This window comes from Streptomyces violaceorubidus (assembly GCF_000717995.1).
GTDB lineage: Bacteria > Actinomycetota > Actinomycetes > Streptomycetales > Streptomycetaceae > Streptomyces > Streptomyces violaceorubidus.
Window position 1 is genome coordinate 13,917 of sequence record NZ_JODM01000003.1, and the last position, 20,426, is coordinate 34,342.

Annotated in this window: 19 protein-coding genes, 1 tRNA gene and 1 pseudogene; 12 read left to right on the top strand and 9 right to left on the bottom strand. The window is 72.3% G+C overall.

From position 1 onward, the window contains the following. Positions 1-43 precede the first annotated feature (43 nt). Positions 44-116, top strand: a tRNA-Arg gene (locus IE94_RS0106650). 187 nt (positions 117-303) lie between these two features. Here the strand turns inward: IE94_RS0106650 and IE94_RS37715 are convergent. Next, positions 304-1,524 (bottom strand): annotated as a pseudogene (locus IE94_RS37715) (RNaseH domain-containing protein). Between IE94_RS37715 and IE94_RS0106660 the strand changes: the two are divergent. From IE94_RS0106660 to IE94_RS0106680, 5 genes are all read left to right on the top strand, one after another. Beyond that, complete coding sequence (locus tag IE94_RS0106660) at positions 1,508-1,891, top strand: restriction system modified-DNA reader domain-containing protein (RefSeq protein WP_030179637.1); 384 nt, start codon at positions 1,508-1,510, stop codon at positions 1,889-1,891. The pseudogene IE94_RS37715 and the gene IE94_RS0106660 sit on opposite strands and share 17 nt — an antisense overlap. 25 nt (positions 1,892-1,916) lie before the next feature. Next, positions 1,917-2,858, top strand: a complete 942-nt coding sequence (locus IE94_RS0106665) for an ABC-three component system protein (RefSeq protein WP_051777329.1) — start codon at positions 1,917-1,919, stop codon at positions 2,856-2,858. Then, complete coding sequence (locus IE94_RS0106670) at positions 2,855-3,145, top strand: ABC-three component system middle component 6 (protein ID WP_030180352.1); 291 nt, start codon at positions 2,855-2,857, stop codon at positions 3,143-3,145. The genes IE94_RS0106665 and IE94_RS0106670 overlap by 4 nt, the downstream gene beginning before the upstream one ends. Then, complete coding sequence (locus IE94_RS0106675; protein WP_030179642.1) at positions 3,123-4,874, top strand: ABC-three component system protein; 1,752 nt, start codon at positions 3,123-3,125, stop codon at positions 4,872-4,874. The genes IE94_RS0106670 and IE94_RS0106675 overlap by 23 nt, the downstream gene beginning before the upstream one ends. 125 nt (positions 4,875-4,999) lie before the next feature. Continuing rightward, a complete protein-coding gene (locus tag IE94_RS0106680; RefSeq protein ID WP_030179644.1) occupies positions 5,000-6,142 on the top strand; it encodes a Fic family protein in 1,143 nt (380 codons plus the stop codon). Between the two features lie 13 nt (positions 6,143-6,155). Here IE94_RS0106680 and IE94_RS0106685 read toward each other — a convergent pair whose 3' ends face one another. Then, complete coding sequence (locus tag IE94_RS0106685) at positions 6,156-7,538, bottom strand: tyrosine-type recombinase/integrase (RefSeq protein ID WP_030179646.1); 1,383 nt, start codon at positions 7,536-7,538, stop codon at positions 6,156-6,158. A gap of 406 nt (positions 7,539-7,944) precedes the next feature. Here IE94_RS0106685 and IE94_RS0106690 point away from each other — a divergent pair, with 406 nt between their 5' ends. Then, positions 7,945-8,934, top strand: coding sequence for a D-2-hydroxyacid dehydrogenase family protein (locus IE94_RS0106690; RefSeq protein ID WP_030179648.1), 990 nt, complete (start codon positions 7,945-7,947; stop codon positions 8,932-8,934). 6 nt (positions 8,935-8,940) lie between these two features. Here IE94_RS0106690 and IE94_RS0106695 read toward each other — a convergent pair whose 3' ends face one another. After that, complete coding sequence (locus tag IE94_RS0106695; protein ID WP_030179650.1) at positions 8,941-9,498, bottom strand: DUF2087 domain-containing protein; 558 nt, start codon at positions 9,496-9,498, stop codon at positions 8,941-8,943. A gap of 418 nt (positions 9,499-9,916) precedes the next feature. On the opposite strand from IE94_RS0106695, the gene chpF reads away from it, so the two are divergent. After that, positions 9,917-10,189 (top strand): chaplin ChpF, encoded by a 273-nt coding sequence (gene chpF, locus IE94_RS0106700; RefSeq protein WP_030179652.1) that lies wholly within the window; start codon positions 9,917-9,919, stop codon positions 10,187-10,189. A gap of 86 nt (positions 10,190-10,275) precedes the next feature. On the opposite strand, the gene IE94_RS0106705 is transcribed toward chpF, so the two are convergent. From IE94_RS0106705 to chpG, 6 genes are all read right to left on the bottom strand, one after another. Then, the gene (locus IE94_RS0106705) at positions 10,276-11,142 is read right to left on the bottom strand and encodes a tyrosinase family protein (RefSeq protein ID WP_030179654.1); all 867 of its coding nucleotides are present in this window, start codon (positions 11,140-11,142) and stop codon (positions 10,276-10,278) included. Continuing rightward, the gene (locus IE94_RS0106710) at positions 11,126-11,674 is read right to left on the bottom strand and encodes a tyrosinase family oxidase copper chaperone (protein WP_030179655.1); all 549 of its coding nucleotides are present in this window, start codon (positions 11,672-11,674) and stop codon (positions 11,126-11,128) included. The genes IE94_RS0106705 and IE94_RS0106710 overlap by 17 nt, the downstream gene beginning before the upstream one ends. A 119-nt stretch (positions 11,675-11,793) precedes the next feature. Further along, positions 11,794-12,309, bottom strand: a complete 516-nt coding sequence (locus IE94_RS0106715) for a hypothetical protein (protein WP_030179659.1) — start codon at positions 12,307-12,309, stop codon at positions 11,794-11,796. A gap of 98 nt (positions 12,310-12,407) precedes the next feature. Beyond that, the gene (locus IE94_RS0106720) at positions 12,408-12,710 is read right to left on the bottom strand and encodes a hypothetical protein (RefSeq protein WP_030179660.1); all 303 of its coding nucleotides are present in this window, start codon (positions 12,708-12,710) and stop codon (positions 12,408-12,410) included. 180 nt (positions 12,711-12,890) lie between these two features. After that, a complete protein-coding gene (locus IE94_RS0106725) occupies positions 12,891-13,625 on the bottom strand; it encodes a hypothetical protein (RefSeq protein WP_030179663.1) in 735 nt (244 codons plus the stop codon). Positions 13,626-13,899: 274 nt separating this feature from the next. Continuing rightward, positions 13,900-14,139: a chaplin ChpG gene (gene chpG, locus IE94_RS0106730; RefSeq protein ID WP_030179666.1), complete on the bottom strand. Its 240-nt coding sequence runs from the start codon at positions 14,137-14,139 to the stop codon at positions 13,900-13,902. 279 nt (positions 14,140-14,418) lie between these two features. On the opposite strand from chpG, the gene IE94_RS0106735 reads away from it, so the two are divergent. From IE94_RS0106735 to murJ, 4 genes are read left to right on the top strand one after another with little or no spacing between them, the layout of a single operon-like run. Further along, entirely contained in the window at positions 14,419-15,726 is a 1,308-nt protein-coding gene (locus IE94_RS0106735) for a glycosyltransferase (RefSeq protein ID WP_030179668.1), read from the top strand. After that, positions 15,723-17,171: an exopolysaccharide biosynthesis polyprenyl glycosylphosphotransferase gene (locus tag IE94_RS0106740; RefSeq protein ID WP_030179672.1), complete on the top strand. Its 1,449-nt coding sequence runs from the start codon at positions 15,723-15,725 to the stop codon at positions 17,169-17,171. The genes IE94_RS0106735 and IE94_RS0106740 overlap by 4 nt, the downstream gene beginning before the upstream one ends. 5 nt (positions 17,172-17,176) lie before the next feature. Next, positions 17,177-18,493, top strand: a complete 1,317-nt coding sequence (locus IE94_RS0106745) for an O-antigen ligase family protein (protein ID WP_078606415.1) — start codon at positions 17,177-17,179, stop codon at positions 18,491-18,493. Continuing rightward, a complete protein-coding gene (gene murJ / locus IE94_RS0106750) occupies positions 18,490-20,421 on the top strand; it encodes a murein biosynthesis integral membrane protein MurJ (RefSeq protein ID WP_245235191.1) in 1,932 nt (643 codons plus the stop codon). The genes IE94_RS0106745 and murJ overlap by 4 nt, the downstream gene beginning before the upstream one ends. Positions 20,422-20,426: the final 5 nt, after the last annotated feature.

Here is a 20,426-nt window from a genome sequence, read left to right on the forward strand (position 1 = left end):
ACCGGCCCACACCCGGGCACCACAACCGAGGCCACCACACCAGGCCCCCGTAGCTCAGTGGATAGAGCAGGCGCCTTCTAAGCGCTTGGCCGCAGGTTCGAGTCCTGCCGGGGGCGCACGTTTATGCAGGTCAGGGGCCATTTCGAGCCCTCCGCAAGATCACTTGCGGAGGGCTTTTTCGTTGCCCGGGAGAACGTTTTGCCCCGCTTTACCCCCTAGTTTTGAGCCGCCCGTCCCACATACATCCCCCGCTTCAGGGGACATTCCACGGTCAGCCTCCAGTCGCGAGAGAGTAATACCCGGTCAGAGCCATTCTGATGGCCCATCGGGGACACACAGAGCGAGCGTCAAAGCGGCGCCTGCCCTGTTCGTGACTGCTGACTCAAGCCGCTCCGCCTCGGCGCAACCACCCGACGTGGCACCGCCACCGGACCACGCAGATCGCGGAGCCAGCGGCTGCGTATCGGCCGCTGCCCCGAAGAACCGCTTCGCCCCAGGGCCCCGACGGAGACGAGTCTCACCCCTCGTCGCCTCCCCCTTCGGGTTCCGTAGCCAGCCCCGCAGCGTCCGTGAGGTCCGGGGCCGAATCGTTGTCCGTCGCGCTCGCCAGCTCTGCTCCGCAGTTGACCCCACCGTCGCCCCTATTGAAGCCTCATCACTCTGTACGAGCATCGGGAGGACATACGTCTGGGCCAGTCCGGCCAGGTGAAGCGGGAGCGGCAGGGGCAGCGCCGCCGCATAGTCCGGTGCCTGGCGCAGTTGGTGTACGGCGAGGGCCAGAGCCTCGGCCTCGTCCGGCTTTCCCAGCGCAAGGGTGCCTGGCTCGTCATCCCTGTGACAGCCGAGCACCGCGATCTCGAGCGAGGTCGGGTTCTAGGCACTGGTGCCCGACTGCGAGGTGCGGTTGCCCACGGCGTTGACCCTGGCGACCAGGCGGTCGAGAGCGGGTGACACGGCGTGGGTACCGGGGCGTTCCATAGTGCTGCAGAAGACCCGGCCTCCCGATGAGGTCCTGCCCTGCGACGGGATGGTCTGGGCCCGGGAGCCGGCAGGCTGGCCATGCGGCTTACCGGGGTCCGCCAGGCCGCACCACTGCGCGGCCTCCCGCCCGCCACATCCTCGGACGCGCACAGGGCGGAGTTCATCGTCGAGCCAGCACGCAGGGGCGTGCCCCTCCGGATCAGGTCCCGCTCGATCCGGCCGTCCGGCAGTCACCGTCAATACAGCCTGCTGTTCTATGCGCGAGTGATGTCGCACAACGCAACACCTGCCGCAAGGCACGCCCCCACCATGCACACAACGGCATCGGACTCGGCCGCATTCCGTCCCGTCCCCTCGTACACGGGCTACCCCCGCGAGCGGCGAGATCCTAGACCGACGGCCCGCCAGTCGCCGGAACTGCCCCATCGCCCCGCACACAGCTGTTGACAACCCAGCACGAGATCGATACAACTTTTTTTCTCGACTAAAGACGGAGAGAAAAAATTCTCCGAGGGAAGGGGGGGGCATGTCCGAGCACAGCATCACCGTTGACGCAGAAGTCTTCGCGCGCCTGCAGCGCGAGGCCAAGCCTCTGGTCGACACACCAAACAGCGTGCTACGACGCCTGCTTGCCCTGGACGAGGTGACGGTCCAGCCAGGCGCCCTCGCCAAGTTGATCGCTTCAGGACTGCTACAGCCGGGGCAGCGACTGACCTGGCGCCGCCGCAACCTAGGCCAGGAGCACCGCGCACACATCACCGCCGAAGGAAGTCTTCGGCTGGATGACGGCCGGATCTGCACCTCACCGTCCGGCGCGTGCGAGGCGGCGACCGGGGCAAAGGCCAACGGTTGGGATGCCTGGCGCACGGACGATGGCACTTCCTTGAGCACTCTTCGCGGCAGGGCCTGACCACTTCGACGGGGGGATCGACCACGTGGACTTCACTCAGCGCATGTTGGCGCAGCTCACCCTGCGCCAACAGCTCACCGACATGCCAGGCGAGAGCTTCGAGCAGCTGATCCACAAGCTGCTGAGCCTGCGGCACCCCGACTTCGTGCCCGTACGCACACACGGAAACCTCGGCGACATGGGCGCCGACGGGCTCCTCCTTTGGGACCGGGTGCTCTGGGCGTGCTATTCACCGCAGACCGACGACATCGCCCGGGTCAAGCGCAAGTTCGCCTCGGACCTGGAGAAGGCGCTCGTGAAACGGCCGGATGCCTTCGACACGTTCCGCTTCGCGGTCAACGATCTCAAGGGTGTGCACCCAGAGTTGAGCGTGATGATGTCCGAGGCTCAGGAGAAGCTGCGCCCGCGCCGAGTGGAGCACTACGGCTGGCACCGCCTATGGAACGACGTCATGCGACTGGACAGGATCGCCACGGAAGATCTCCTCGGCTGTGAGCTGCCGGTCCAGGACAAGACGTACGGCATCGGACTCACCGATCTCGAGGTGTTGCTTGCCCGGCTCGGTGAGCAGCGGCGCACGACGCAGCCGCTCGCGGCCCTCCCTGAAGTCAACAAGTACAAGATCGAGTGGAACGGTCTTTCCGGTGACGTCCGCGGCGCGCTGATCCAGGGGATCGGGCACAGCCATATCGTCGAGGGGTACTACGCCGGGCTCGGCGCACCGGACGAGGCGGACCGGGTCGCCCAGGGGCTCCGGGTGTACTACGAGCAGGTCCGGGCCAATACCGACGACCAGGACAAGCTATGGGCCGCACTGCAGGAGTACATTCTCGGAAACGCCGCACCGAGCCTGAACTCAATGTATTGCGCATGGATTGTCATCGCCCACTTCTTCCAGCGGTGCGACGTCTTCGACGTGCCACCCGACGGCTGGATCCCGGGCACAGCGGACCGGAGCGCCGCGTGATCACTCCGACGAAAGGGATCTCCCCGGACCGCTCCCTGCTCGCCATAGGTGCGCAGATCCTGCGGGTCCTCGACACGCCGGTGACCGTTACCCAGACCTGGTCGAGATTCCGCGCCGAACGTGTCCGGCTTGGCCACCATTCTCCGGTCTCTTTCCAGTGGTTCGTCCTCGGGCTCGATGTGCTGTATGCGCTCGGTGTGATCGAGTTCCGCGACGATCTGCTGACGAGAAGGCGAGCCGACTCACCGACCAGAAGGAGGGACGATGCTGCGTCGTCTGAGCGCTGACGATCCTCGGTTCCGCCCCGTTGAGTTCCGGCGCGGCCTCAATCTTCTGGTCGCCGAAACCCACCCCGGAGCAAGGAAGACGGACAGTCGCAACGGCACCGGTAAGTCCAGCCTGGTAGAGCTGCTGCACTTCACCCTGGGGGCTCAGGCCGGTAAAGGCAGCCTGCCCGGCCACACCCTGCTTCGGCGCACTCTCTTCACTCTGACCTTGGACTGGCCCGGGCGCGAGGAGCCGGTAAAGGTGAGCAGACGCGGTGCCCAGCAAGGAGTCGTCCTGACCGACGCTCCAGACGGCACCGAGGGCGAGGCCGGAGAGCTCTTCGCGTTCAACCACGCCCGTGAGATGCCTGTGACGGAGTGGAGAACACGGATCGAGACGAACCTCTTCCGGCTGCCCGCCGACCATCCCGGCATCTCGGGGCGGGCCCTGCTGTCGCTTCTCGTACGCCGCGTCGGATCACACGCCTTCAACGACCCGGTGCGGACCCATCCGCAGCAGCCGACGGCCGAGGCGGCGGCCAACCTCGCCTATCTCCTCGGCCTGGACTGGCGACTCGCCGCCGGCTACCGCGACATCGCCGCACGAGAAGCGACCCGACGGCAGCTGCGGTCGGCGATGAACGATCCGTCCTGGCACCAGGTCGTCGGCACGACGGCGGACCTGCGCGGACGGATCATTGTCGCGGAGGGCGACGTGAACCGGCTCCGCGAGCAGATCGCTTCCTTCCACGTTGTGCCCGCGTACGCAGAACTTCAGGCGCGAGCTGACGGGTTGGACAAGAGAGTCCGCTCGCTCCCGGAGCAGGACGTGATCGACCGTCGAAACCTGGCGGAACTACAGCGGGCAGTGGAGGAGGCAAACGAACAAGACACGGCATACGTGGACGCCATGTACCGGGAACTGGGCGTTGTTCTGCCCGACCGGGTACACCGCTCCTTCGAGGACGTACGTGGCTTCCACGCGTCCATCGTCCGCAACCGCCGCCGCTACCTCGCCGACGAGATCGAGGAGACGCAGGCCAGACTCACAGCTCGCGAACACGAGCGCAACCGTCTCGGTGAGGAGCTCACCGAGACACTAAGCGCATTGCGCGACGGAGGCGCCCTCGATGGCCTCACGGCGCTCCAGCAGTTGCTCGCTCAGAAGCAGGCGGCACTCGAAGCGCTGCGCAAGCAGCATGAGACGGCGCAGTTCATGGAGGCCAGCCAGCGGGAGATCACGGCGCAGCGCGTCGAACTCCAGGAGGAACTGGAGCTCGACCTGGAGGAGCGCGGCGAGCAAACCCGCGAGGCCACGTGGCTCTTCGCCCGCTTCGCTCGCCGCCTCTACGGGCAGGACCGGCAGGCATACCTCACCATCAGAGCCGGCACCAGCAGCTTGGAAATCTCTGCACATGTCGACAGCCAAGGCAGCGTCGGCATTAATAAGATGGTGATCTTCTGCCTTGATCTCACGGCCGCAGTGATCGCCCTCCGCCACGACCGTGGGCCCGGATTCCTGGTCCACGACAGCCATCTCTTCGACGGGGTGGACGACCGCCAGGTGACTGAGGCGTTGACGCTGGCGTCCGAGGTCGCCGAGGAAGAAGGTCTCCAGTACATCGTGACGTTCAACTCGGACAAGCTGGAACGCACCCGCCTGGGCGGCTTCGACCCCTCTCCCTACCTCATCGAGCCCCGCCTAACCGACGCCTACGACGAAGGCGGACTGTTCGGGTTCCGCTTCTGACTCGGCAGAGGGGAGGCTGCACGCCACAGCTAGAAGCTCACAGCAGCGACGGAGCTGCAGGCCAAGGCAAGGAATCACATCAGCGCCAGGTTGACTCCGTGACACAATTATCATGTCATTGAGTCATGCTGTACGTAACGCCCTCCCTGAACGCCGACGACCGCCGAGCCCTCGACGAGATCGAGAGCATGCGCCGCTCCCTGCGGCACATGCTCCGGGCCACCCCGCGCTGGACCCGCCAGCTGCGCCGCAACCTCACCGCCCGCGCCATCGCCGGATCGAACACCATCGAGGGGTACGCGGCGACGGTCGATGACGTGGAAGCCCTCATGTCCGGCGAGGAACCCCTGGAGACCGGAGAGAAAACCCGTGCCGAGCTGGAGGGCTACCAGCGCGGCATGACCTATATCCAGGCCCTCGCCGACGCCGGAGACGACTTCCGTTACGACGCCGGCCTGCTCAACGGCCTGCACTTCATGCTGCAGGGCCACCACCTCGACAAACGCCCCGGCCGCTGGCGCGACGGGCCCGTCTATGTCACCAGCCCCGACGACCCTCTCGTCCCGGCCTACACCGCCCCGGGCCAGACGGACGTCCCCGCTCTGATGGCGGAGTTCATCGACTGGCTCAACGAGGGCGACCTCGATGCCCCCGTCCACGTCCGCGCCTCCATGGCCCACCTCAACCTCGTCAAGATCCATCCATGGAAAGACGGCAACGGACGTATGTCCCGCGCTCTGTCCACGCTCGTGTTCTCCCGCGAGGCTCTGATGCCCCCCGAGTTCTCCTCCATCGAGGAATGGCTCGGCCGGGGACAGAACACCTACGCCTACTACCAGATTCTGGAAGAGGTGGGCGGACCGCACTGGAGTCCCGAGCGGGATACTCGCCCCTGGATCCGGTTCTGTCTGACCGCCCACCACCGCCAGGCCCAGCAGGCCCAGCGCCGCTTCGATGTCATGTCGCGGGCCTGGACCCGTCTGGTCGAATGTGTCGAGGCCGCCGGCATGGACGAGCGGGTCGTCTACGCCCTGCTGCCCGCGTTCTCGGACGCGAAGGTCCGCCGCACCGTCTACCAGCAGGACGCCGACCTCAGCGACCAGCAAGCCATCCGCGACATACGGGAGCTCGTGGCCCGCGGCTGGCTCGTCCCCCATGGAAAGGCACGCGCCCGCTACTACGCCCCCGGACCCCTCATGGACCCAGTCCGGGACGAGGTCCGCCAGTCCATGGAGCCGTACACGGACCCCTACCGACGGGAGCGGTGACCCTCACCTGCGGTCACGCGACCAGGGTGGCCGAGGCGTCCGGCATCTCGTCGAGTCGCTGCCGCAGATCCTGCTCTTGACCACTGATGCACTGCGCGTACGTGGCGAACAGCATGGCAACGCTGGTGCCGGCCCACTCGGCCACCTGAGCAGGCGGAATGCCGTTGTTCAGCCACATCGTCAGCCTGGTGTGCCGAAGGTCGTACACGCGTTGTCCTGTCGGTGACGCGTACACGTGGGGTGGCAGGGTTGCCCTGCGGGCGTGGTCCCACATTCGGCGGTAGACGGAACCGGCGAGAACTCCGCCGTGTTCCCCGGGAACGAGCCGATCGTCGGGGAGCAGGCCCGCCTCCTGGATACGCGACCGCAAGAGGGTGGACAAGGTCGGAGGGCACGGCACTATGCGCGTTTCGCCCTCTCCTCTGGTTTTCAGACGTCGCTGATCGTGCCGGGTTCCACTGTCGGTCCACGTGCGCCCGATCTCGGGCTCGGCAGTGTGGACCACGATGTCGGCCCACCGCCCTATCACCGAGGCAGGCAGGACAAGGTCCGAGACACGCAACGCGACCGCTTCTTCCGGACGTAGCCCTGTGAAGTACAACGTGGCGAAGAATGCTTGCAGTCTTTTCCCGCTGCGCGGGCGGTCGCGTATCCAGTCGAGCAGCTGCGCAGCCTGCCGCTCGTTCAGCAGATGGCGTCGGTCGATCGCACTGCCAGACCGCTGGGTGAGGCTCCGCGACTCGAGAACAGGGTCGGACGGCAGAATGCCGCGAACGATCGCATACCTCATTAGCAGATGCAGGACCCGTCGATGCCGCTTCACGGACGAAGCGGCCGCCCGTCTCCCGTCCAGCAGCGTTCCCAGTACCAGTAGCACGTCCTGGACGATGAGCGGATCGGTCCAGGCGTCCATGGTCGGAGTGTGCCGTCGCACCCAGCCGAGTACCGCGGCCACGTCATCCGGGGCCTCGTCGCGGCGGTTGGTGTTGAAAGCCCAGTCGCTCAGGGCCGTACGGACCCGGCGGGAGGGGACGCCCGGTGGATCCCGGTCCAGCAGCACAGTGGTGACGATCATCAGCGTGCGCGCCGTGTTCTTCCGGTGATTCGCCGACACACGTGGCCACTGAGCGTCCGCGAACTGGACGGCGAAGTCGTACCAGCCGACCGAGGAAGCTTTCGGCTCATGTCGGTCCGGCAGGCCGGTCGAAATGTTGAACGGCTCTCCGGCGTGCGTCGCGGTCACCAGCTCCGCTCGGAAACCGTCGGCCAGCGCGAATGTCTGGAACGTCTTGCGATGGCGCCTTCCAGCGACGGCCCAGCGGACCCCGTAGGACTCGCGCAGCTTCCCGGAGCCCCGCTCGATCTGCCAGACCCTGACGTCAAAGGTGGTATCCATGGTCGGCACCTCGATCGGTTCTCGCCCGTGGCGCCCCTCGTCAAGGAAACGGGTCCTTGAATCGCTACGGACTCTCCCTCCATGGTCCCACCAGCAGTCGGCGAGCAAGATCGTCCCACATGCGTCCCCCAAAACGGCTGACGATGCATCACTGGGTCACAAAATGCCAGGTCAGGGCGGTAGAGATAACGTTGGAGTAAGTGCCTTCTAAGCGCTTGGCCGCAGGTTCGAGTCCTGCCGGGGGCGCCGGACTCCCTCCCTCCGGGAGGGCATCTTCTCGGTGCGGACACGACCGGTCCCTTCGGCGCGGGCATCACCGGTCCCTCCGCGCGGGCCGCACGGGGTGCCGCCCGCCTCGGTAGACTCGGCGGCCGCCACTGCCCGTTCGGCGAGAGGGACCACCACCGTGCGCCTGCGCTGCGCCGTGCTCGACGACTACCAGCGGGTGGCGACCGAGGTGGCCGACTGGTCGCCGGTCTCCGACTCCGTGGACGTCATGTCCCACGACACCCACTTCCCGGACGAGGACGCCCTCGCCGCGGCGCTCGCGGACGCCGACATCGTGGTCACCCTGCGAGAACGCGTGCCGTTCCCGGGCTCGTTGCTCGCCCGGCTGCCCCGGCTGAAGCTGATCGTCGCCTCCGGCATGCGCAACAGCGTGATCGACTACGCCGCCGCCGAGGCCCACGGCGTCACGGTCTGCGGTACGGCCTCCTCCTCGACCCCGCCCGTCGAGCTGACCTGGGCGCTGCTGCTGGGGCTCGCCCGCGGCATCGTCCAGGAGGGCAACGGACTGCGCGAGGGCGGCCCCTGGCAGCAGACGGTGGGCGCCGACCTGCACGGCCGCCGGCTCGGACTGCTGGGCCTGGGCCGGATCGGCGGGCGGGTGGCCCGGGTCGGCCTGGCCTTCGGCATGCGGGTGAGCGCCTGGAGCCAGAACCTCACCCGGGAGCGCGCCGAGGAGGTCGGCGTCGAACTGGCCCCCTCAAAGGAAGAGCTCCTGCGCACCGCCGACTTCGTCTCCGTCCACCTCGCGCTGGGCGAGCGCACCCGGGGCCTGCTGGGCCCCGCCGAACTCGCCCTGCTCAAGCCGACGGCCTACGTGGTCAACACCTCGCGCGCGGCCGTCGTCGACCAGGAGGCACTGCTCGCCGCGCTGCACGAGGGCCGTATCGCCGGTGCGGGCGTGGACGTCTTCGACACCGAGCCGCTGCCCGCCGCGCACCCGATGCGCACCGCCCCGCGGTTGCTCGCCACGCCCCACCTGGGCTATGTCTCGCGCGCCAACTACGCCACGTACTACGGCCAGGCCGTCGAGGCGATCGCCGCCTACCTCGCGGGGTCCCCCGTACGGCGGCTGCCCGTGCCGGCGCCGCCAGGTCCGGGCCCGGCGTAAGGACGCTCAGGCGGTGCCGGTCCGGGGGGCGTCCGCCGGGCGCGCGTAGATTCCCTCGCTCCGGCGCAGGTGGCCGAAGTCCACCAGGTGGCGCCGGAGCGTCACATGGTCGACCTCGCCGTCCTCGCACCAGGCGCGCAGCTTCTCGTCGACGGTGCGCTCCGGGTACTCCACCCCGGGGGCGAAGGTCTGCTCGGCAATGTGCCGCAGCACCACCTTCTTGCGCGTCCAGCGTGCGGGGAGACGGACCAGCCGGCCGTCCCTGACGAAGGTCCGCACGATCATGTCGGCCCGGCCGTCGCCGCCCGCCGCGGCGGGGTCCCCGGGCGCCCGCGAGGCCGGACGGCCGGCGCGGGCCAGCTCCCTGAAACGGTCGTGGACGACGACGAGTCCGCCGTCGTCCCCGGAGGCCACCACGCCCTGCTCCCGCAGCCTGCGCAGCGCGCCGGCCGTCTCCTTCGCGGAGAGGCCGGCCGCCCGAGCCACCCGCGCGGCGTCGCCCGCGCCCAGCGCCACGGCCGCGAAGGCCCGCACCCGGCTCTCCTCGGCGAAGAGGGCGGGCAGCGCGGCAAGCGCGGCCGACGGCGACGCGGCCTCGGCGGACGAGGCGCACGAGGCGGAGGAGGCGGACGAGGCGGAGGAGGCGGACGCCTCAACCCGCTGGGGCGACAGGGGCGACAGGGGCGACAGGGACGGCTGGGACGGCTGGGACGACTCGGACAACTCGGACGACTGGGACGACTGGGACGACTCGGAATCGTCGACGGACGCGTCGACTCGGTCATTCGGCATGCCGGGAGGCTAGTGGACGCAGCGGCGCGCACGGGAGCGGTTTTCCGCGGGCCGCCGTCCCCCGCGGCCCGCGCGCTCAAAAAGGGTGATCCGTACATTCCCCCCGTGACCCGCTGCGACCAGGTGCGTTGAACCGGCAGTGCGGCGGCGCGTCCTGCCGCCGTGCTCCCCGAGTCAGAAGGAGAACGTGATGTCTCGCATCGCGAAGGCCGCGGGTGTCGCCCTCGGCGCCGGTGCCGTGGTGCTCAGCGGCACCGGCATGGCCATGGCGGACGCGGGCGCGGCGGGCGCGGCCGTCGGCTCGCCCGGTGTCCTGTCCGGCAACGTCGTCCAGATCCCGGTGCACGTCCCGGTCAACGTCTGCGGCAACACCATCGACGTGATCGGCCTGCTGAACCCGGCCTTCGGCAACTCCTGCGAAAACGGCGACGACGACGAAAAGGGCGGCGGCTACGGCGGCTGAGCCCCCAGTCAGCGAGGAGCCCCGGCCTTCCCGGCCGGGGCTCCTCGGCGTTTCCGGAGACGGACCCGCGGACGGGCCGGGTCCGCTCAGGCGTACCGGTAGATCCGCCCGACGTCCTCCAGCTCGTCCGGCGTCACGTCCCACGGCGGCAGCTTCTCGTGCCGTGCGACGATCCGCCCGCGCTGCGCGCTGCCCCGCCCGGGCGGCTGGGCGGGCAGGTAGCGGGCGCCGCGGTGGCGGGCCTGCCAGCGGGACCACTGGAGGTCGACGAAGGCGTGGTGCAGCCAGAACACCGGGTCGTTGACGGAGGCGCCGCCGACCATGGCGCCGCCCACCCAGCGGTGCACGCGGTTGTGGTTGCGCCAGGAGACGCTGCCGCGGCCGGTCCCCCACCCCTCCAGCTTGTTGCGGAAGCCCTTGCGGACCGTGGAGTCGTAGGGCGAGGTGTCGTACTTGGGATCGTCCAGCGCCCATTCCAGGTCGCTCCTGGAGGGCAGGCCGAGGGGGTCGCCCGCCCGTCCGAGGTCCCGGGTAAGGTAGTTCGTGTCGGTGACGTTCACCTTGATGGTCCAGTTGCCCCCGGAATGGGCGAAGGGACCGGTGGTGACCCGGTGGTCGGAACGCCGCCCGGTGCCGCCCAGGAGGTCCGCGGTCCAGGGCGCCGAGGTCGCGGTGCGGTCCTTGGTCCAGTCCCAGTACGGCACGGTGACCGACGAGTCGACCCGGCGCAACGCCTCCTCCAGGTCCAGCAGGAACCGGCGGTGCCAGGGCAGGAAGGACGGCGCCATGTGCGCCGTACGCAGTCCGTCCTCGCCGTCCGAGACGTAGTACTCGATGTGGGTGCGCACGAACTCGTCGTACTCGCCGCGGCGCTTGATCTCCAGCAACGCGTTGACGAACCGTCGCTTCTCGGTCCGGGTCAGGGTGCTGACGTCCTTACGCGTGTACGCCATGCCGCCCCCCGGTGTGCCGGTCGTGGTCCGTGGACGGGGTGTCGCTCAGGTGCTCGCCGGGGCCGAGTTCGTCGACGGCGCCGCGGGCCGCGGCGAGCGGGGTGGGGTACGAGCGGTAGTGGTCGACCATGCTCAGCCAGCTGCCGTCGGCCCGGCGCATCAGGTGCAGCGGACGGCCGTCCACCGTGACCTGCCAGGTGCCGGCGCCCACGGCCCGGCCCGCGGCAAAGCGGATGCCCCGGATGCGCCGACCGCGGTAGGTCTCGTCGAAGGCCGCGCTCTCGGCGCCCTCGGCGAGGTGCGGCCCGGGGTGGCCGGGCCGCGGGCCGGTGGTGGCGGCCTCGGCGGCCCAGGAGGGGCGCGAGGCGGCGATCAGGGGCGCCAGGCCGACGGCGAGGGCCGGGGCGAGCAGCCCCCGCACCACCTGCCGCCGGGTGCCGGACGCCGGCCCGCCTCTCGCCGCGTCCTTTCGCCCGCGCCCCGCGCCGCTGCCTGGCGCGCCGTTCGCTGTGGCGCCCGCGTTGCCGACCATGGCTCACTCCTCGTCCGATGCGGTTGGTCCGCACCGCTAACCGAACGGCGGGCCCGTCGGTCACCGCGCGCAGGGCCAGTCGGAGCACGGCCCTCCCGCCGGGCGGGGCCGCCAGGCGGTTACAGACCCGGTCCGACGCCCAGGTCGGCCACCGGGACCGTCTGGACCACCGGGGCGAGCACGCCGGCCTCGGGGAGCTTGGGTGCCGGCAGGCCGAGGGCCGCGGGGTCGGGCGCGGTGAGCGGAGCGTCCAGGGACAGTCCCGGCGCCAGGGTGCGCAGCTCGGCGGCGGGGGCGTCGAGGGCGGCGTGGTCGAAGTCGTCACCGAGGACGTGCGGCAGCGGCTGGCGCAGGTCGACGCCGGGCAGCCCGGCGCGCACCGGCAACTGCGGCAGCGTCCGCTCCGGCAGCAGCCGGCCCTCGACGTACCGGGGGCCCTCCGGCGCGCCCGCCGTCGGCACCGGCAGCTCGCCGGCCACCTCGGGCAGTTCCATGCCCAGGGCCGTCTCGGCGCCGCCCAGCGGCACCGGCACGGGGACAGCGCGGGCCGCGGCGGCGGGGGTCGCGGCGACACCCACGGCGGCGGCCACACCGGTGACGACGGCGGCCAGGGTTCGTCTGGTGGTCGGCTTCATGACAGGCACGGTCCCTTTCGAGCAGGCGGGAGGTACGGCTTCGGGAAGGGGGAGGTACGACCCCGCACGGCGGGGGTACGGCGGGGAGCCGGGGTGGGTCAGCCGCCCAGCGGGAGGCCGCCCAGCAGGCCGTTCGCCGAGTTCAGCTTCGTGGTCGCGCCCTTCACGGTGTGCAGCACGGAGTCCTTGTTCTCGGTGTCCAGCGCGTTGGACCGCCCTTCCGACTGGTGCTTGATCGGCATCACGTCGATGGGCTCCGCGGTCAGCGCGTTCACGGCGCCGTTGAGGCTGGTGGGCGTGAGCGCGGCGGCGTCGGCGGCGTCGTAGGCGAACGCGGGCACGGCGGAGCCGGCGGCGACCAGGGACCCGGCGACGACGGCGGCGGCCTTGAGGGACTTCATCGTGTTCCTTTCTTCGGCGACCCGTGTCACCGGAGGTATTGCTGACGCCCTCCCTAACGACCTGTGCCGGAGCCGGAAACTCCGCCGTCCGGAAGACATATGAGATCTCCGGACGCGGAAAGGGCCGTCCCGCCTCCGCGGGGGAGGCGCGACGGCCCGGGACGCCCGAAGGGCTCGGCGTCAGGAGGGGTCCGCGGGTGCCGCGGCCTCGGGTGCGGCGGCCTCCGGCGTGGTGGACTCCGGCGCGGTCGGTACGCCGGGCAGCCCGGCCAGGTCCGCGGCGGGCAGCCCGTTGCCGACCAGCGTGGCGGCGACGACGTTGACGATGCCGGTCATCACGTCCTTGACGGCCGGGCTCACCTCCTCGGCGGTACCGGAGGTGGTGGCCTTGACCAGGGCGTCGACCTGCTTCAGCAGGGCGGCGTTCGCGGTCGCGGACAGGTCGGACGCCGCGGCCGTGCCGTCCTCGTCCTGCGCCGTGACGGGCGCCGGGAGCGTGACCGGGGTGTCGCTGCCGGTCTGCGGAGCGTTCACGGCCGGCGGCTGGGCCGCGGTGCCCGCGTCGGGGGTGGTCGCCGCGGCGTCGGCGTCCGTGTCCGCCGCCTCCGCCTTGGCGAGGGCGTCCTTGGCTGCGTCGGAGAGCTTGTCCGCGTCCATGGCGGAGAGCTGGCCGTTGTCGGCCTTGAGGACGGCGCCGAGCAGGTCGGTGACGGGCGTGAGCACTCCGCCCAGGCCGGCCAGGCTGCTGACCTGGCTCTGCAGTTCCTCCGCGTCGGGGAGGGGTGCGTGGGACGCCGCGTGGGTGCGTTCCCGGACCGAGTCGCCGTCGGCCGCCATCACCGCCGGCCCGGAGAGGCCGATCAGCAGGCCGGCGCAGAGAGCGGAGGTGGCGATTCGCCGTGCGGGCAGACGCATGGGGGTTCCTTTCGGTGGTGCGTGGGACGTTGTGCCCACCGTGGAATCGCCCTCGCCGCTCTGCAACGCAGGCGCCGACCCCGCGCGCCCGCCCGTCCTCCTCGCGGGCCGCGTCCTACCTGGTGAGACGCCCTGTCAAGGTCCGTGCGCCGTGTCGCAGCCCCGGCCCCCATTCGGGGCAGCACACCGCCGTCCGCGCGGCAACGCGAACCGGCCGCCCGCTCGCGGAGGAACCGCGGTACGGACGGCCGGTGCGGCGAGTGGTGAGCCGACGTCAGTCGTTCTCGCACTCGTTGCCGAACGCCGGGTTCAGCAGGCCGATGATGTCGATGGTGTTACCGCAGACGTTGACCGGGATGTGGACCGGGACCTGCACCACGTTGCCGGACAGGACGCCCGGGGAGTGGGCGGCGGCGGCCTGCGCGCCGCTGTCGGCGGCGGCGACACCGGCGGTGCCCGCCACCGCGGCGGCGGCGACGGAGGTCAGGGCCAGGCCCTTCGCGATACGCGACATGGAGAAGTGCTCCTTGGGGTTGTACACACACCCGGGCGGCTGCCCGGCTCTGTGTCAACGCGTGGCGCGGGCGCGAGTTGTGCCGCCAAAGGGGTGATCTCGCGAGAGACAGGTGTTCACAAATCCAACACACTTATCCGGTTTCGCCGTATTAGTACGGATAGCGGCTAGAGTCCCACACCATTCGACGCGCCCGTTTACCGCGTCGCGGCCGGCGCCCCGCGGCCGGGCGCGTTCCCGCCCGTGTCCCGAGCAATCTCCGTGAGCGAGGAAACGCGCATGCATCTGCCACCGACCGGCTTACGGCCCCGGGTTCTGCACCTCACCCAACCGGTGGACGGCGGGGTCGCCCGGGTGGTGACGGATCTGACGCGGGCCCAGCTCGCCGCCGGACTGCGCGTCGCGGTCGCCTGCCCCGGCGGGGACCTCGCCGACCGGCTGCGTTCGCTGGGCGCCGACGTGCGGCACTGGCCGGCGACCCGCTCGCCGGGCCCGGCGCTGGGACCGGAGGTACGGCGGCTGCTCCGCGTGGTGGAGGACGTACGGCCCGACCTGGTGCACGCGCACAGCGCCAAGGCCGGCCTGGCCGGACGGCTCGCCGTACGGGGCCGGGTCCCGACCGTGTTCCAGCCGCACGCCTGGTCCTTCGAGGCGGTCGGCGGGGCCGCCGCGCGCCTCGCGCTGGGCTGGGAGCGGTGGTCGCAGCGGTGGACGGCACGGACGGTGTGCGTGAGCGAGGCGGAGCGGCTGCGGGGGGTGCGGGCCGGACTGCGCGGGCCCTGGGCGGTGATCCCGAACGGCGTCGACCTCGCCCGCTTCCCCGCCGACGCGACCGAGGACGCCTGCGAGGACACGGCCGACCCGCGACCGCGGCACGGTGTCGATCCGCGACCGCGGCACGGTGTCGATCCGCGTGCCCCGCTGGTGGTCTGCGTGGGACGGCTGTGCCGGCAGAAGGGGCAGGACGTCCTGCTGGACGCGTGGGAGTCGGTCCTCGCCCGGGTGCCCGGCGCCCGGCTGGCCCTGGTGGGCGAGGGTCCGGACCGCGCCCGGCTGGCCGCGCGGGCCCCGGCCTCGGTGCTGTTCCCGGGGGCCGTCGCCGACGCCGCCGCCTGGTACCGGGCCGCCGACGTGGTCGTCCTGCCGTCGCGCTGGGAGGGCATGGCGCTGGCCCCGCTGGAGGCGATGGCCTGCGGACGGCCCGTGGTGGTGACCGACGTGGACGGCGCCCGCGAGGGCCTGCCGCCCGCGCTCGCACCGCACTGCCTGGTGCCGCCGGAGGATCCCGCGGCGCTGGCCGGCGCCACCACCGCGCTGCTGCTGGACGCGCCGCTGCGCGCCTCGCTCGGTCGCCGGGGGCGGACACACGTCCGGTCCGCGCACGACGTACGGCACACGAGCGCGGCCGTCGCGGCCCTGTACCGCGACCTCCTGGACGGCGGCCCCTCGGACGGCGTACGGCCCCCGGCCGCGGCGCACACCGGCGACGGCCCCGGCGACCGCGTCGGCGTCATCGGCGACCGGCCCGCGGCCGTGGGGCGGTCGGCCGTCGTGCCCATCGAGCGCAGGGAGTCCACCCAGCCGTGACCGCCGAAAGCACCGTCCCCTCCCCCGCCGGCCAGTCGCGCGGCCTCGGCTCCTCCCCCGTCTCGGTGCTGCCGCGGCGCGAGGGCACCGCGGGCCCGCGGCTGCCCGCCCGGCGCCCCGCCCCGCGGCCGGACTCGCCGCTGCCGCTGCTCGTCGTGGACGGCACGGCGGCCCTGCCGGGCTCGCTGGTCCTCACCGGCACGCCGCACCAACCGCTGCTCATGGCCCTGCTGGTGGCCGCCTCGCTGCTGCTCGGCCCCCGGCCGCGCCCGGCCCGGCGGACCTCCGGCGCGCTGGACGACCTGCCCGCCCTGTGCGGCCGGGTCGCGGTGGTGTGGCTGGCGCTCGCGGCGCTCGTCGCGGCGTACGCCCCGGCGCACGCGCTGTCCCCGCGCACCCTGGTCGCCGGTTTCCTGCTGCACGCGGTGACGGGCTGCGCCGGCCGGGCCGCCGTGCACCGCAGACGCCGTACGGCGTTGCTGAACCACCCCCGCGCCGCCCTCGTCGTCGGACCCGCCCAGGCCGCGCAGCGCGTGGCCTCGGCGCTGCTGCGCCACCCGCGCTGCGGGGTGCGCCCCGTCGGCATCGTCACCGACGACCCGGGCGGCGCCGCGGGCCTGCCGGTGCTGTCCACGGACGAGGAGGTACGGCGGGCCGTCGTGCAGAACGGCGTACGGGACGTCCTGGCCGTGGATCCCTCCGTACGGCTGCGGCAGGCGGCGCTGCTGCGGGGGCCGGCCGAGTCGGGCTGCACGGTGTGGGAGCTGGACGCCGAGGCCCCCGCCTGCGACGACGCTCCCGCCCGCCCGGGCGGGGAGCGGATCGCCGGGTTCTCCTGCCGGCGCCTGGAACCGGCGCGGCGGCGGCCGGGCGGCGCGGGCAAGCGGGTCCTGGACGTGACGGTGTCCGGGGCGCTGTTGCTGCTGCTGAGCCCGCTGCTGCTGGCCTGTGCGGCGGTGCTGCGGGTGGTGGGCGGTCCCGGCGTGCTGTTCCGGCAGGAGCGCGTCGGGGAGGGCGGCAGACCGTTCACCCTGCTGAAGTTCCGCACCCACCGCCCGGCCGACGAGCACGAGGCGGCGACCCGGTGGAGCGTGGCGGACGAACACCGGATGCCGTGGTTCTGCCGCTTTCTGCGGCGCACCTCGCTGGACGAGCTGCTCCAGCTGTGGAACGTCTTCCGGGGCGACATGAGCCTGGTCGGCCCGCGTCCCGAACGCCCCTACTTCGTGGCCCGGTTCAGCCAGGCCCACCCCGGCTACGCGGCCCGCCACCGGATGCCGGCCGGGATCACGGGCCTGGCCCAGATCAACGGGCTGCGCGGTGACACCTCCATCGAGGACCGGGCCCGCTTCGACAACGCCTACATCGACGACTGGTCGCTGTGGCAGGACGTCTGCATCCTGCTGCGCACGGCCGCCGCGCTCGTCCGCCCCACGGGGAGCTGACCGACGTGGCCCACGCCCTGCTCCTGCGGCCGACGGCGCGCGTACGGCGGCTGCCGCCCGTGCTCGCCGTGGTCGCCGTCGTCGCGCTGCTCGCGCTGCCCCTCGCCCCGGACGACGGGGGCGGCGCGCACCCGGCCGACGCGGTCTCCGCGCTGGCGGTGCTGTACTGCGCGCTGCGGCTGGTGCGGGACCGGCGGCGCCCGCTGTCCCGCACGGCGGCGGTGGTGCTCGGTCTGCCGGTGCTCGCACTGGCCGTCGCCGCCGTGGGCGCCGTGTCGCCGGGGGCGGGGCTGGCCGGCCTCGGCCGTTACCTCCAGGTCTTCGTCCTGGTCCCGGCCGCCGTGCTGCTGCTCGTCCGCGACCGGGCCGACGTACGGCTGCTCAGCTGGTCGTTGGTGGGTTTGGCCCTGTGGCAGGGGGCGGTCGGGGTGCACCAGTACGTGACCGGCACCGGCGCCTCCTACCAGGGCGAGCGGATCCGGGCCGTGGGCACCTTCGGGCCGCAGGACGTGATGGGGATGGCGACCGTGGTCTCCCTGGGGCTGGTCTGCGCGGTGGGACTGGCCCTGGGACGGACGCCGGTGCGGCACCGGCTGCTCGCCGCCGGGTGCGCGCTCGCCCTGCTGCTGCCGCTGGCCCTGTCGTTCAGCCGCGGGGCGTGGATCGCGACGGCGGTGACGTGCGCGGTGCAGTTGCTGCTCGCGGGGGTGCGCGGGGCGGTGACGGTGGGTGCGGCCGTGGTCGCGGCGGCGGTGGTGCTGGTGGGCGGCTTCGGGATCGGTACGGCGATGCTCCAGGAGCGGGTCGGCAGCATCACGCGGGTCGCCGACGCCCCCGACCAGTCGGTGACCGACCGCTACACGATGTGGGCGGCGGCGTCCGGGATGTGGCGGGAGCGTCCGCTGACCGGCGTGGGACTGAAGGGCTTTTCCGAACACCGTGACGCGCACGCCTCGTTGGCGCTGTCCTCGGGCAGCGAGACCGACGGCGCGGGCGCCGGGTACCGCAGGCAGCCGCTGCTGTCCCCGCACAACATGTACCTGCTGGTACTGGCCGAGCAGGGTCTGATCGGGCTGCTGGCGCTGGCCGGGAGCTGGCTGGCGCTGCTCGTGCTGGGCCTGCGCCGGCTGCGTGCCCTACGGCGGGAAGGGAGCGCGGTGCCGGACTGCGCGTTCGTCGCCTGCGGGCTGCTGGTGTGGCAGCTGACCGACTTCGCGTACGCCGACATCGGCGGGCCGTCGACGGTGCTGACGGCGGTGTGCCTCGGGCTGGCGGCCTGGTGGGCGCTGGGGTCCGGCGCGCGGGAGGTGCCGAAGCGGTGACGACGACCTCGCCGCACACGGCGGGCGAAGCGGGCGCCTCCCCCGGTGCGGGCCCGGCCGGCGCCCTCGGCACGGCCCCCCGGGCCGAGACCCCGCACGCGGGGACCGCGCCCGTCGCCGAGGGAGGCTCCTCGGGACGGTTCCTCGCCCGCGCCGCCCTCGTCACGGCGGTGCTCTCGGTCGCCGGGTCGGTGCTCGGGCTGGCCCGGGACCAGGCGCTGGCCCGGCTGTTCGGGGCCGGGAGCGAGACGGACGCCTTCCTGGTGGCGTGGACGGTGCCCGAGTTCGCGGCGACGCTGCTGATCGAGGACGGGCTGGCCTTCGCGCTGGTCCCGATGTTCAGCCTCGCCCTGGCCCGCCGCGCGCAGGGCGCCCCCGGCGACCCGGTCCGCGCGCTGGTCGCCTCGACGCTCCCCCGGCTGGCCCTTGCCTTCGCCGGGGCGGGGGCGCTGGTCGCCGTCGCCGCGCCGGTGCTGGTCCGGTCGCTGGCACCGGGGCTGGCCGACCCCGCCCTCGCCGTGGACTGCACCCGGCTCACCGCCACCTGCGTCGTCAGTTTCGGGCTCGCCGGGTACTGCAGTGCCGCGCTGCGGGCGCACCGCCGGTACCCGGCACCGGCGGCGATCTACGTCGCCTACAACACCGGCATCATCACGGCGATGTTCGTACTCGGCGGGCGCTGGGGGGTGCGCTCGGCGGCGGTCGGGGTCGCGGTGGGCGGCGCGCTCATGGTGGCGGCGCAACTCCCTTCGCTGGTGTCGCAGGTGCGCCGAGGGGGCGGCGGCGAGGGTACGCCGGGCATCACGGCCGGGGCCGGAGAGCGCCTTGCGGACACCGCGGACGGCGCGCGTACGTCGAGCTCCGCGGACGGCGCCCACCCACCGGGCAGCACGAACGGCACACACCCGCTCGCCCTCGCCCTGTTCGGCACCGTCCTGCTGTTCGCGCTGTGCCGGCAGTCCCAGGTCCTCATCGAGCGGTTCCTGGCCTCCGGGCTGCCCTCCGGGGCCATCTCGCACCTGAACTACGCGCAGAAGGTCGCCCAGATCCCGATGACGCTGTCGCTGATGGTGTGCACGGTCACCTTCCCGGTGGTGGCCCGCGCGCTGGCCGACGGCGACACGGAGCGGGCCCGCGACCGGGTCGAGCGGGACGTGGCGCTGGCGGCCTGCCTGGTGCTCCTGGGCGCGGCCACCGTGATCGCCTGCGCGCCGCAGATCGTCCACCTGCTCTTCCAGCGCGGCGCGTTCACGGCGGCCGACACGGCGGCGACCGCGGACGTGATGCGCGTGTACGCGCTCGGGCTGCTCGGCCAGACCGTGGTGGGCGCGCTGGCCCGCTCGTACTTCTCGGCGGGCCGTGCCTCCTGGTACCCGTTCGGCGCGATGGCCCTCGGCGTCCTCGCCACCGGCGTCGTGGGCGCCCGCGCGGTCGGCCCGTGGGGCGTGACCGGCATCGCCGCCGCCAACGCCGCCGGCATCACCGTGACCGCCGCCCTGCTGCTCGCCGGGATGGGCCCGCGCAGCGTGCCGGTGCGGGTCCGGCGGGTCCTGGGCGACCTGGTCCGGCCGCTGCTGGCGGCGGCCGGGGCGACCGGCGCGGGCGCGCTGGCCGCGGCCCGGGTCACCGGCGCCGGGGGCCTGCCGTCCGATGTCGCGCGGGCCGCTCTCCCGCTGGCCGTCGGCGCCGCGACCGTCGGCGGCGTCTTCGTCGTCCTCGGCCTCGCCCTGGGCGTGCGGGGGCTTGGTCCCGCCCTGGGGTCGGTCCGCCCCGTCCGTTTCCTCCACCCCGTCACACGAAGGCTCCCTCATGGCCGTTCCCGCTTCCGGTTCCCCCTCCGCGACCCGTTCCGCCGCCCGTTCCGCGACCCGTTCCGCCGCCCGTTCCGCGACTCGTTCCGCGACCCGTTCCGCGACCGCGACCGTTGACGCCC